Raw genomic sequence first — 13,105 nt, forward strand, 5'->3', positions numbered from 1 at the left:
CGCAGTCCGGACCTGTATCTGGTATGGAAAGATTACTTGAGCGAGTCAACAGCCGCCTGTGCGTGTGCAACGAACAGGTTCTGAATGTCAGTCAGACCGCCCAGACCCTCTACAACAGTCGTTACCTCGAAGCCGGCCTTCTCGAACTCGGTCTTCCAGGAGCCGTCCTCATCGCCTGCCATGTCGTTGTTCGCGTGGTCGCCGGCAACGATCATCAGCGGACGCAGCACGACCTTCTTGAAGCCGCTTTCCTTGACAGCCGCGATCACATCGTCGAGGGACGGGGTCGCCTCAACCGTGCCGACAAAGTAGTTGGTGTGGCCTGCCGCGGTCAGGGTCTCCTGCATCTTGGTGTAGACGGAGTTGGAGTCTGCCTCGGTGCCGTGGCCCATGAAGCAGATGGCGGTCTCGCCGTCGTCGTACTCCTTGGTAGCGTCAACGATCGCGTTCATGACCTTCTGGAAGTCGTCGTCCGAGGTCAGGAGCGGCTCGCCGAGCGCGATCTTCTCGAAGGAGTCGGAGTAGCCGGCCAGCTCGTTCTTGAGGTCGGTGTACTCCAGACCGTTCATCAGATGCGTCGGCTGAACGACGAGATTCTTGACGCCGTTTGCAACTGCGCGGTCGAGCGCCTCGGTCACGTTGTCGATCTTCTCGCCGTCACGCTTGTTTACATGGTCGATGATGATCTGGCTGGTGAAGCCGCGGCGGACCGAGTAGTCCGGGAACGCCTTCTGCATAGCGGCCTCGATCGCGCCGATGGTCTCGCGGCGGCTGTCGTTGTAGCTGGTGCCGAAGCTGACGACCAGCAGCTCGTTTTCGCCGATTTCGTCCTGATTGAGCGGATTATCCAAGCCTGCGTCACCCGTTTCGTAGTTTTCCTCGTCGTCTGCCTGTTCGGCCGCAGCGGTATCCGCGCCCTTGGTATCCTCTGCCTTGTCGTCGGCGGTCTGGCTGCCGCAGGCGGTCAGCGCTGCGAGCATCAGACTTGCGGAGAGCAGCAGTGCGCCCAGTCTCTTGAGTTTCATGTAGGTTTCCTCCTTTTTTTCCTGTCTCCGCCGGCAAGCGCACCGGGAAGAACGATAAAAAGGGTACAGAAAACACGCAGTCCCCCTGCGCCTGTGCGCAGAAAGGGACTGTAATCATGCAGAAGAATGCGGCATCAGTACAGTCAATGACTCGTGACCTGGAAAAGCTTTCCGTACCAACAGAGGCGGCAGGTTTCCTGACTTGCGGATCTGCGCACGCCGCCGCCTTCCCGATGCACAGCATCAGTGACATGAAAAGCGGAGTGTTCCCCGTTTACAGTGACGAGATCGTACAGGAATTGCACCTGTTTCCCTTTTAACCGCTGACCCGGCCGAGGTCGTTCAGCGGCACCGTCTGTTCGCTTGTTTATTTGTTTACGGGCAGAAAAGTCCTGCCGAATGATGTTATTATACACCGCAGCGCCGCGAAAGACAAGGGCAGCCGCCTGTTTTGTGCAAGTTCGGTAAAAATGTACAAGAAACCGGCGGCAGGGAGCAAAAAAACATCCCCCGACACAGGTCGGGGGATGCAGAAGAAATTTACTTTTCCAGTTCGGTCCAGTCGCGGGTCTCGCGCAGCTTGGTCCACTTCTCGAACTGGTTCTCCTTGGTCTGGTAGTAGTGGCTGTTGGTAGCCTCCTGTACGTCCAGATAGAACCACTGAGAAACGTCAGAGTTGTCGCTCCACTTGATCATATCGTCGTGCAGATCCTCTTCGGTCTCGGGGAGACGCTTGAGGACGCGGTTGACGAGCGTCATTGCCTCGGCACGGGTAATCTTGTTGTCCGGACGGAAGGTGCCGTCGGGATAACCGGTGATCCAGCCGTTGTTGGAGGCGGCGCTGATCTCGTTCTTCGCCCAGTGGGACGCGATGTCGCTGAAATCAGCAGTCGTCGTGTTGGCCTTGTCGTCAAAACGGGCTGCGATAGCCGCAAACTCAGCGCGGGTGATCGGCGCATTCGGATTGAATTTGCCGTGGCTGTCGCCCTTCACGATGCCCATAGCGCTCAGCGTAGAAACCGCGTGGTTGTACCATGCGCCGGCCGCTACGTCGGAGTAGCTGTTGGACTTGGTGGAGTTAGCGTCGCGGGTCTCGTCGGTCAGCAGACGGAAGAAGATGGTCGCGACCTCAGCACGGGTGATGCCGTTCTGCGGACGGACGGTCTTGTCCGGGTAGCCGACGATGTAAGCATAGTGATCGTCACCGTTCAGACCGGTCGGTACATCATCCGGAATGGTAACGGTAGGTCTGCGGTGGTGGCCGCCGGAGCTGCCGCCGCTGCTGTTCTTCGCGTAGGTGTAGGTGAATACGGTGTCCTTCTGAACCTTGTAATTATCGTAAGGGGACGTATCCCATGCGCCCGCATGGTAGCCGGAGTTCGGCTTGTCGCCAACGGCCGGGATACGGGTGACCGGAACCACAACGTCTTCGGCTTCGAACGCTTCGCCGGTTTTCTTGTCCTTGCACTGAACGTAAGTTACGATGTCAGCGTTGCCGCCGTCGTTCCACTCGCCGTTTACAACCTTGAATGTAAGACGGTACTCCCAAGCGTCCGGGATGTCGTTGCCGCCCTCGACGTTAAGGTAGTAGTACAGGTCGATGGTAACGTCCTTGGTCAGCTTTTCAAGGTTATCGGTAACGGTGGTCAGACCGGAAACGTAAACGTAGGTCTTGCCGTCAACGGTCTGATTTTTAGCATCAGCCTTGTACAGGTCGGAAACAGCCGTGTTCTCAGCAGCGGGCGTAGCCTCGCCCTTCACTACATTAACCTCAACGCCCTTCTCGTTGTAGAAGTGCTTGTTGACGGTATAGGTGTACTGCTTTGCCGGGTTTTTCTCGAACTTGCCCTCGATGACAACATTGTGCGCAGGCATCTTGAAGCCGCGGATATCGAATGCAGAATCCTTAGAGGTCCAGCCGTAGAAGGTGTAGCCTTCCTGAGTCGGAACGGGTCGGATTGCAACATCGGCATCGAAGTTGTAGACATCAGTGTAGACTACCTCAGTGCCAACCTTGTAGGTTACGTTGTACTGATTGATCTCGAAGGTAGCATCAAAGCGAACGTCCTGCGCCGGCATGGTGAAATGGCCGTTGTCATCAACCTTGATAATGTTTGCTACGTCAGCTGCCGGAGTCCAACCGGTGAAGGTGTAGCCTTCCTTTTCAGGATGAGCGGTTCTTACGGTTACAGTGGAGTCAACCGCATGGTCTTCGATGTCGCCGTACAGCGTTTTGTCAACATAGTAGGACACCTCGAAATCGTTCGGAACCCACTTTGCGTACAGATCCAGGCTGGTCATCAGCGTAGTCGTCTCGTATTTCGTGGTGCAGTTCTTATCGGTGTACCAGCCGCCGAAGGTGTAGTTTTCACGAGCAGTCAGTTTGGTATCCGCATAGCCGCGCGCCGCATATTCATTGCCGGTGGTAGCGGTGTAAACGTCGGTAACGTCATCGCCATAGTTGGAATGGTAGGTGACGTTAACATCTACGTTCTTGACGTAGCCGTCGACATGATAGCCGTCGGTATCGTCGTGCTTTACGGTGTACCAGACAACCTCAGCAATCTGCGGGTTGTAATTGGTGCCGAGCAGCGCGGTAATGTCGGCTGCCGAAGTGTTGGTCTTATCTGCGGGATAAGTCGTGCCGTTCCAGTTGGCCGCGGTGAAGAAACCGAGGTCGGACGGAAGAATCAGATAGCTGGAGTCAACGCCATTGGCACTGAATTCGCCCTTGTCAGCGGCCTCCTTGCCATCTTCGGTCAGATAGCCTTCGTAACCGGTCTTGCGAGTTACGCCCTTTACGCCGCCGTCCGAAGTCTCATTCGGCAGGTAATTTGCCGTACCCTGGCTTGCACCGCTCTTCGGAACGCCGCGGTTCGGCAGCAGGACGAAGTACATAGCCTTCTGGTTTTCCGGCTCCGGATTCGGGTTCGGAGTTTCCTTGGCGGTAAACTTTGCGTACAGAGTCAGGTTTGCATCCGGCATCGTGGTGCCGGTCCATTTCTGGGTCAGCGCCTCGTCAATGTACCAGCCGCCGAAGTCACAGTTATCCTTCGCAACTTCCGGGGTGTTAACCGTCGCATCGGGATAAACTGAACCTGCGGGGGTGTACGTGCCTTCAGCGCTCGTGATTTTGCCGCCGTTCAGCTTGTAAGTCAGCTGATGCGACTGTACCTTTGGCTCGACATAAATCTTGACGGTAGCTTCATCGCGCTTTGCCTTGGTAAGGTCAAGACTGAACCTGTACTCGCCGTCTACCTCACCAACAGTGCCCATAGTCGACGGGTCGAGTTCTACGCGGTTGATGGAATAATTCTCGGACTCGGTCTGACGAACGCGAACCGAAGAAACCGTGAAGGCCTTGTTGTACCAGAACTTCTTGCTGTCAGCGACAGTCTGCGTACCATTTTCCTCAACGATAACCTGATAGGTCACGCTGCGGCGATTAAGATGCTGTGTCTGTTCCTTGTCAACCGTCCAGTCGGAAACGTCGATCTGAACCATCTGAGAATATTCAGTACGAATCAGATAGTAGAATACCAGATGGTCGTTCCAAGCGAATGCAGTCCACTCGGAAGAATCCTTTGCACAGTACTCTAATCTGTCATTCTTGTAACGGATGCTGGTAATTTCGGTACCGGACTGGGTCTTGTCATCGTTAGACAGGGTGGTCTGGTGCTGCAATAAGCCATGCTGCACGCGAGCCTGCCAGAAAACGGTGTTGTAGGTCTCGTCTGCGGTCACATGGCGCTCAGACGGAGCCAGTTCAGCAACGGACTTGCCGTCTTCACCGACAGTATCCTTGTCGATGCTCAGCTTCCAGCTGCCATTGTCGTCTTTTGCGTGGAGGTTGGTAATCCAGTATTCAGCTTCAATCGTCTTAACGCCGTTCAAGCTATAAGCGTCGATGTCCAGCGATGCCATGCTGATTTCACTTTCCGGAGAATTGCTTACTACATCATTATTCTGAGAATTGTTTTTCGAATCTTCCGAAGCGTCGGAAGAAGCGTTGTTATTGCCAGACTCCGTGCTGTCCGTACCGCCGTTTGCTTCGTCGCCAGACGGAGCCGGTGCGGTATTCTGATTCTCGGGCTTTGCCTCGGTCTCAGAAGGAGTGGGATCAGCGGGAGTTTCGGTGGGGTCTGCTGCGGGAGTGGAATCAACCACCGGTACTGCGATTTCTTCGTTCGCCGGAAGAAGTGCGATGTCCTCATCGTCGGCCAGCGCCCAACTCGGGCACATGGTCAGCATCATGACAGTCGCAAGAGCTCCTGCGAGCAGACGTTTGCGCGTATTCTTTTTTAACATATGGAATGCCTCCTTGGTCAGCGTGCATGCTGATCGAGAGGAATTGCAGATGTATTTCTGGCAACCGGCTGCCATGCGGAAGGGGAACCTTCCGTTTAGGCCCTTGGCTTTGCGAGATCGGCTTTCACCGATAGTGCCTTTGTCTGTACAACTTGCTCCTCAACGAGCCGCACAGATCATGTGTGTTTGGGTTTGTGTGCATCTCAGAATGTAATGCAGTTTCAACCTCCAAATAAAATACCCCCTTTACAGTGCGCACAGCTCTGCGAAGGAGGTACATGGTATCACTGGCAACCGGCTGCCGTGCGGAGAAAAGAGCTCCGTTTAGGCCCGTGGCTTTGCGAGACCGGCTTTCGCCGATGGTGCTTTTGTCTGTACCGGTACCCGTTCGCGGGAGTCATGCACAGATTTCGCTGGTCGCTGTCTGCCGGTAAGGCAGCATGCGGAAAACATACTGAGTCCTTTTGCACGGCCGGACAGAATGCTGCGAATCAACACTTTCAGTATACTATAATTATCCGTAAACGACAAGTAAATAATGTAAACTGATTTTGATTCGCGGCGGATTTATACAAAATGACCGCTGATTAAGTACAGAAAAGGGTGAAGTCGGCGTCATCTGTATACAAAGTGGAAGAGTAAAAAGCGTTAAGCGGCTGCTGCGGCGAGCGTATCGCTGGTGTTCGTATAGGTCAGCGGGGATACGCAGTCATGCAGGTTCTTTGCGTTCCTGACATTGCGGGTAACGGCGTAGGTCAGGTCGATCTGGTACCAGCTGCCGTTCAGGTTGACCTTGTTCCATGCGTGATAGCTGGAACCGGCGTAGCCCTTGGTCAGTGCGCACGGGATGCCCTCGCTGCGGCACATTGCCGCGAACAGGGAAGAGAAATCGTAGCACATGCCGGTGGTGCCGTTCAGGGTAGCGGCGGTATCCGGGATGTACTTGGTGATCTTGCCGCTGGTGATCTCATTTGCCAGCTTGTAATCATAGGAGTAACGGTCTGCCATGTAGTTGTAGATGGCGACGACCTTTTCCTCGTCGGTCTTTGCGTTCTTGCAGAGCTCAGCAGCCTTGGCGGAAACAGCGTCACCCTTGGAGAACTGAATGTCCGAGGTGGAGACGAGGTAGGGAGCGAAGCGGTCCTTGACGGCAACGTTCATGGACCTGGACGCTACCTGCTCGTAAGAGGAGCCGGAAACGTTGCGGTACAGGGTTACAGTGTACTTGCCGTCACCCTGGTCGAGCGAGAACGAAGCATCCTTGCCGCTCGGGCAGTCGCGGTAAACCGTCTTGCCGCTGTTGTACTGGATGCCGACCTTGAGCTTGGCACTCGAGGTGTAGTTAACGGTTACATAACCGTGGGATGTGTTGCTCATGTCAACAATGTCATTCGCTGCCGCTGCGGTGAAACCCATCGAGAGGACAGCTGCTGAAAAAACTGTGCAAGCAAAACGAAAAAGCCGCTTCATATCCGGCGATCTCCTTTCGGTAACTGGCTGCCAGCCCTCTCAGAGGGGTAAGGCCCTATAGCTTTGCGTCGCCATCTTTCGATGGTTTTGCTATTATCGTTTGAGATGCGGTCAAAGCGACTGCATCATCTTTTTTTAGTGACTACAGTATAAACCCATACAGCGAGCTTTGTCAACAGAATTCCTGCAAAAAAATCAAAATTCGACAGAAAAATCTCATGCGCACAAATCGCAATGAAAAAAGTATGTAAAATCGCTTTTCCCGTGCGGCATAATATCCTATAATGGGGAGAAGAAAACCGCAGGGAGACCGGCGGGGGAAGGACGATGAATATGAAAATCGGAATGCTTACGAGCGGCGGCGACTGTCAGGGACTGAATGCGGCGCTCCGGGGTGTCGCAAAGACGCTGTATAACGAGATGGGCAAAGGCGTGACGCTGTACGGTATCCGCGACGGCTACCGCGGCCTGATCGAGGGAGACTACCATGAGATGAAGCCGGACGACTTTTCGGACATTCTGACGCTCGGCGGCACCATCCTCGGCACCTCGCGTCAGCCGTTCAAGCAGATGCAGCGCCCCGAAGAGGACAGCGAGCAGACAAAGCTGGATAAAATGCTGAAAACGGTGAAAAAGGCCGGATTTGACTGCCTGGTCATTCTCGGCGGCAACGGTACGCACAAGACTGCGAACCTGCTGCGCGAGAACGGCGTGAACGTCGTCACGCTGCCCAAGACCATCGACAACGACCTGTGGGGGACGGAGCTGACCTTCGGCTTCCAGTCGGCGGTGAACATCGCCTCGGAGGTCATCGACTCCATCCATTCGACCGCTTTTTCCCACTCGCGCGTGTTCATCGTCGAGATCATGGGTCACAAGGCCGGCTGGCTGACGCTGCACGCGGGCATCGCCTCGGGCGCGGACGTCATTGTCATCCCGGAGATCCCGTACTCCGCGAAAAAGATCGCGCAGGCCATCGAAAAGCGTGCGAAGGACGGCAAGCGCTTCTCGATCATTGCGGTCGCGGAGGGCGCGGTCAGCCGCGAGGAGGCGGCCATGAGCAAAAAGGAATTCAAGGCGGCACGCGAGGCCATGCCGTACCCGTCGGTATCCTACCGGCTCGCGGCGGAGTTGAAGGAGCTGACCGGGCAGGAGATCCGCGTGACCATCCCCGGCCATTTTCAGCGCGGCGGCGCACCCTGTGCGGCAGACCGCGTGCTCTCGAGCCGCTTCGGCGCGGCGGCCGCCGAGCTCATCCGTGAGGGAAAGTTCGGAAATATGGTCGCGCTGCGCGATGATAAGATCGTGGCCGTGCCGCTCTCCGAGGTGGCGGGCAAGCTGAAGACCGTGCCGCCCGACTGCGAGATCGTCGCGCAGGCGCGTGCGCTCGGCCTGTCCATGGGAGATTAATAAAAAAGCACCTCCGATATGCCTTTCCGGCTGTCGGAGGTGCTTTTTTATGCGGGTTTAACCGAGCTTTACGCGCTCGCGCAGAGAACCGGTGACCGAAAGCTGAACTGCCTGGGTCTTGTAGCCGGTGCAGGCCACCTGCGCTACATAGCTGCCGCGCTTGACGCTGAAGGAAGCGGTGCCGTCCGCGCCGGTGGTGATGGTCTTGCCGCCGATAGATACCGCCGCGCCGGAAAGCGGAGCGCCGTATTCGTTGGTGACGACGAGCTGGACCGTCTCGAGGATCTCGCCGGTCATCTTGACCGTGCGGCCGGAGGAGACGCTCGTGGTCTGCGTGATGGCCGAGGTGAAGCGCTCGTGCGTTGCCGTCAGCGTGTAGCTGCCGCGCTTGACGTAAACGGTCGCCTTGCCGTCCGAGTCGGTGACGAGGGTCTGTGCAGCGGTGCCGCTCTCGGCATCGTTCGGGGTGAAGGTGACGGTCGCGCCCGAGATGGGCAGACCGAGGTCATCGACCACGTTCGCGGTCAGCGCGTAGGTCGTGACGTAGTTGACGCGCAGCGTCGGGCTCTGGCCCTTGCTCATGACGAAGGTGAAGTCGGCGTAGGTCGCGCCGTCCTTGCCGAACTGGGCGACAGCGGTCTTGCTGAGGGTGACGGTCGAGCCGTCTACCTTGTACTGCCAGTTCTCCTCGAGCGTCTTGCCGCCTGCGCGGATGTTCTTGAGGGTCGCGCCGTCCGCCGGGTTGAGGGTGACGGAGACGTCCTGATAGCCGCCGGACGAGGTGTTCGCGTCGAAATCGACCGAGGAGGGAGCGACTTCATTGACCGGCGCGGAATCCGTGACGGTCAGCGAGCAGCTCGACGAGGAGCCGCGCGTGGGGACGAAGGTGATGGTGTAGCTGCCCTTGCTCTTTTTAGCGAGCGTCTCGCGCAGGAAGGTGACCGTACCCGAGGTTGCGTTGTAGTTGTAGTCCTTGCCGCGCTCGAGCACCGAGCTGCCGAGCTTGACCGTGTCGAGCAGGGTGCCGGCCGGCAGGCTGAGCGTTACGGTGACATCGGCGTGGTTTGCCGAGCCCTCATATTTGTCGAACGTGACCTGCGAGGGGCTGACCGCGCTGAGCGAGGAGTTGCTGACGACGATGCCGATGGCGGCCTTGGTGCCGTCCTCAAAGCTCAGCTCCGCGGTGTAGGTGCCGACAGACAGAGTGGACAGATAGGTCTTGTAGATGCGGATGCCGTTTTTGTCGGAGAGGATGTTGTAATCCGTGCCCTGACGCAGGTTCTTGCCGCCGACGGTGACGCGGGTCAGATCGTTCTTGTCCGCATTGAACAGAAATTCGTAGGAAAAGGCGATGTTGTCCTTGTTGTTGATGTCGATGGACAGGGTAGACGGGGAGACCGAAACGCTCGTCGAGGAGGCGGCGGACTTGCCCGCGATGGTGGCGGTGACGCCGCTGGCGAGCTGTACCTCAGCCGGCTGCATGACAAGCTCGCAGCCGCTCGCGTTCAGCTTTGCGGTCTGCACCGAGCCGTTGCCGGTGACGGTGGTCTTTGCATCCGCGGTCAGCTCGCTGATGAGCGTGCTGCCGGTGGTGACGATGGTGGAAGCGGCTTTGGTGTCCAGATCCCAGACCGAAGCGTCGAGCGAAAGGCTCGCGCCCTCACCGGTCACGGTGACATCGGAGAAGCCGCCTGCATTTGCGGAAAGACCGCTCTCAGAGAGCGAGGCGGAGGACTGCACCTCGGCGGTGCCGATATTGGTCGAGCCGGTCGCGATCACGGTCGGCTTGATGCCCATCGGGTTGGAGACGATGAGGTTCATCGCGGTCACGCCGTCGAGCGTGACGTTGCCGCCGCCGACGATGATATCGCCCTTGACGGTGACGTTGTTCAGGTTGACGTTGCCGGAGAGCACGCCCTCTGTGATGTAGAGATTGCCCTCGATGGTCGCGTCAGACAGCGTGCAGGCCGCCGAGATGGTGACGTTCTTCGTGTCGCCGTTGAAGGCGGCGGCAGTGTACTGTCTGCCGGACTCGCCGAGCGACGAGCCGAGGTAGAAGTACAGGATCTTGGCGATCTCGCCGCGCCTGAGGTTGCCCTGCGGCTTGAAGGTGCCGTCGGTGTAGCCGTTGATGTAGCCCTGAGAGACCGCCTCGGCGACGTAGCTCGTCGCGTAGGAGGAGATTTTGGACTTGTCGGTGAACACATCGAGCTTGGACGCGGACGCAGTCGGTGCATACTTGTGCAGGCGGCCGAGAATGGTCGCGGCCTGCTCGCGGGTCAGCGTGCCCTCCGGGTCCATCCTGTTGTTGCCCATGCCGTTGATGTAGCCGTGCTTGACGGCGATCTGGATGGTCTCATAGTACGTATCCGAGCTTTTGACATCGGAAAAGCTGATGGATGCCTTTTCGGTGAAGTCAAACGCGCGGTTGATGTAGCGCATGAATTCCCAGCGCGTGACCGAGGCCTCGGGGGTATAGTTGCCGGTCGAGGCGGAGGGGTTGATGATGCCGAGCTCGTGGAGCGAGGTCACATAGGGCTTCGACCAGTGCGAGTCGATGTCGGCCGCGAGCGCTGCCGGGACAGTGCCGGCGAGCAGGGCCGCCGCCAGAAAGGCGGAGAAAAATCGTTTCAGTTTCAAAAGTAATCACCTCTTATTATTTATAATAATACCACGTTTCAACAGGTCTGTGTGTTACACTTGTGTGTCATTATCCGTTGTGCGACAGACGCTCCTGCATATAGCGGTGGGCGTTCAGCTCGAGCGTGTCGTCGAGGGGCGCGAGCGGCTCTGCGCCGTCATAGCGGTGGTTGAGCGCGGTCTGAAGGATAAAATCGCACAGGACCGGGTTTTTCGGGAGCAGCGAGCCGTGTGAATACGTGCCGAACACGTTCTTGTAGCGCGCGCCCTCGGTCTTGTCCTCGCCGTTGTTGCCGTTTCCGGAGAGCATCATGCCGAGCGGGGCGACCTGCTCGCTGAGATAAGTCTTGCCGGAGTGGTTCTCGAAGCCGACGACGACCGTGTCGCCGCTCTCCGGGGTGGTCCTGAACATATAGTTGCCGATCATGCGCTCCTTTGCGCCGATGGTGTGCACGCCGATGGCGCCGATGAAGTCGAGCTGCACGCCGTCCCAGGTCTTGTAGTATTCGCCGAGCATCTGATAGCCGCCGCAGATGGCGAGAAAGGTCTTTTCCTCCTCGACCGCGGTGCGGATGTCCTGCGCCTTGCCGGAGGAAAGGTCGCGCAGCAGCACCTCCTGCTCGAAATCCTGACCGCCGCCGATGAAGAAGATGTCGTACTTGTCCGCGTTCAGCGGCTGGCCGATCGAGCATTCGTCGATATTGACCTTGATGCCGCGACCCTCAAGGCGGCGCTTCATGGTGATGATGTTGCCGCGGTCGCCGTACAGATTAAGGATGTCCGGGTACAGATGGCAGATATTGAGTTCCATTTTTTCCGTTCCTCCTTATTCGTAGAACGCCTTGACGTCGGTATGTCTGCCAATCTCGCCACGCAGGTCGAACATGGCGGTGTAGGTCGGCATGATGAAGGCCGGAGCTGCGTCCGCGGCGATCTCACCGAGCAGCTTTTCGTAGTCGCGGACAAGCTCGATGCGCTCGGCCGGGAAGCCTGCGTACTTGAGGCGGAGCGCCATGTCGTCCGCGCGCACGCCCGAGACGAAGATGCGCGTAAAGCGGCTCTGCTGCGCGGCGAGCGCCTCGAAATCGACGTCCCAGATCCAGCTGATGTCCGTGCCGTCCGCGAAGCGGTCGTTGAGCAGGAAGGCGAGCTTGCAGCTGCCGACGTCGTGCGAGATGAGGTTGATGACCTGATTGTAGCCGGCCGGGTTCTTGACGAGCATCATGCGCGCCTGCGCCTGTCCCAGACGGAACTGCTCGGCGCGGCCGAAGCCGCATTCGAACTGGCCGAGGGCGCTGACCGTGGTCTTTTCGTCGATGCCGACCACATGCGCGGCGGCAGCGGCAGCCGCGGCGTTATAGATGTTGTAGCCGCCCGGCAGGTTGACGTGCACCTCGTGAGCGTGTCCGAAAATATCGAGCACGATGTCCGAGGCGTCCGCGCCGGTCGAAATGACCTGTGTGACCGCGACCTCGGGGGCGACGCGGTGGTAGCCGCACTTCGGGCAGCGGAAACCGCCGAGATGGCCGTAGGTGCGGTAGTCATATTCGTACTGCGTCTTGCAGTGGATGCAGTAGACCGCATCGGACAGTTCGTGCGCGGTCTCCGAATAGATGGGGACGTTGACGCCGAAGCGGATGACAGGGTTCGGGATGCCGTCCTCGGCGAGCGAGGCGGTCAGCGAGCAGTCCGCGTTCAGACACAGCGTCGCGTTCGGGACATGGGTGATGCCCTCGCGGATGGCGTTCAGCGTATGCGTGATCTCGCCGTAGCGGTCGAGCTGGTCGCGGAAGATGTTGTTGACGACAAGGCATTCGACGGGAAGATATTCGCTCGTCCGGCGGAATGCGGCCTCGTCGCACTCGATGAGCGCGTGGGTGTAGGGGCATCTGCCCGACAGGGTGGCGTGCTGGGCGAACACGGCGATGATGCCGGTCAGCAGGTTCGCGCCCGACTTGTTGGAGAAATACCTGAGTCCTGCGTCAGCAAACGCCTGCTCGATCATGCGGGAGGTGGTGGTCTTGCCGTTCGTGCCGGTCACGACCGTGACCTTGACGCCGCGCGACAGCTCGCCGAGAATGTTTTTGTCGATCTTGAGCGCAAGTTTGCCCGGCAGGTTGGTGCCACCGCGGCCGAGCTTTCGCAGAACCGCACCCGATGCCTTGCATACCAGGACGGCCAGTCTGGTTCTAAGTCTCATATCCGGACCTCGTTTTCGTTAAAATTCATAGATATAACAAGTATACCGCATT

7 protein-coding genes and 4 riboswitches are annotated in these 13,105 nt (G+C 57.9%); of the genes, 1 reads left to right on the forward strand and 6 read right to left on the reverse strand.

The genetic code is table 11. The features are described 5' to 3' along the window. Nucleotides 1-32: 32 nt before the first annotated feature. The 3 genes from H8S02_RS06530 to H8S02_RS06540 all read right to left on the reverse strand — a co-directional run bounded on the left by H8S02_RS06530 (nt 33) and on the right by H8S02_RS06540 (nt 6,710). Entirely contained in the window at nt 33-1,025 is a 993-nt protein-coding gene (locus tag H8S02_RS06530; RefSeq protein WP_186969835.1) for a sirohydrochlorin cobaltochelatase, read from the reverse strand. Nucleotides 1,026-1,195: 170 nt separating this feature from the next. Continuing rightward, nucleotides 1,196-1,396, reverse strand: a riboswitch (cobalamin riboswitch). 169 nt (nt 1,397-1,565) lie between these two features. Next, nucleotides 1,566-5,333: an S-layer homology domain-containing protein gene (locus H8S02_RS06535; RefSeq protein WP_186969836.1), complete on the reverse strand. Its 3,768-nt coding sequence runs from the start codon at nt 5,331-5,333 to the stop codon at nt 1,566-1,568. 56 nt (nt 5,334-5,389) lie between these two features. Continuing rightward, nucleotides 5,390-5,481: riboswitch (cyclic di-GMP riboswitch) on the reverse strand. 138 nt (nt 5,482-5,619) lie between these two features. After that, a riboswitch (cyclic di-GMP riboswitch) is annotated at nt 5,620-5,710 on the reverse strand. A 271-nt stretch (nt 5,711-5,981) separates the two neighbouring features. Next, entirely contained in the window at nt 5,982-6,710 is a 729-nt protein-coding gene (locus H8S02_RS06540; RefSeq protein WP_186969837.1) for a transglutaminase-like domain-containing protein, read from the reverse strand. A gap of 108 nt (nt 6,711-6,818) precedes the next feature. Further along, nucleotides 6,819-6,905, reverse strand: a riboswitch (cyclic di-GMP riboswitch). A gap of 231 nt (nt 6,906-7,136) precedes the next feature. Here H8S02_RS06540 and H8S02_RS06545 point away from each other — a divergent pair. Further along, nucleotides 7,137-8,213: a 6-phosphofructokinase gene (locus H8S02_RS06545; RefSeq protein WP_186969838.1), complete on the forward strand. Its 1,077-nt coding sequence runs from the start codon at nt 7,137-7,139 to the stop codon at nt 8,211-8,213. Nucleotides 8,214-8,270: 57 nt separating this feature from the next. On the opposite strand, the gene H8S02_RS06550 is transcribed toward H8S02_RS06545, so the two are convergent. From H8S02_RS06550 to H8S02_RS06560, 3 genes are all read right to left on the reverse strand, one after another. Then, nucleotides 8,271-10,853 (reverse strand): X2-like carbohydrate binding domain-containing protein, encoded by a 2,583-nt coding sequence (locus H8S02_RS06550; RefSeq protein ID WP_186969839.1) that lies wholly within the window; start codon nt 10,851-10,853, stop codon nt 8,271-8,273. A 70-nt stretch (nt 10,854-10,923) separates the two neighbouring features. Then, nucleotides 10,924-11,664, reverse strand: a complete 741-nt coding sequence (locus H8S02_RS06555) for a type 1 glutamine amidotransferase (protein ID WP_118685743.1) — start codon at nt 11,662-11,664, stop codon at nt 10,924-10,926. A 15-nt stretch (nt 11,665-11,679) separates the two neighbouring features. Then, nucleotides 11,680-13,053: a Mur ligase family protein gene (locus H8S02_RS06560; protein WP_186969840.1), complete on the reverse strand. Its 1,374-nt coding sequence runs from the start codon at nt 13,051-13,053 to the stop codon at nt 11,680-11,682. Between the last annotated feature and the right edge of the window lie 52 nt (nt 13,054-13,105).

This window comes from Agathobaculum hominis, from assembly GCF_014288055.1.
Taxonomy (GTDB): Bacteria; Bacillota; Clostridia; order Oscillospirales; family Butyricicoccaceae; genus Agathobaculum; species Agathobaculum hominis.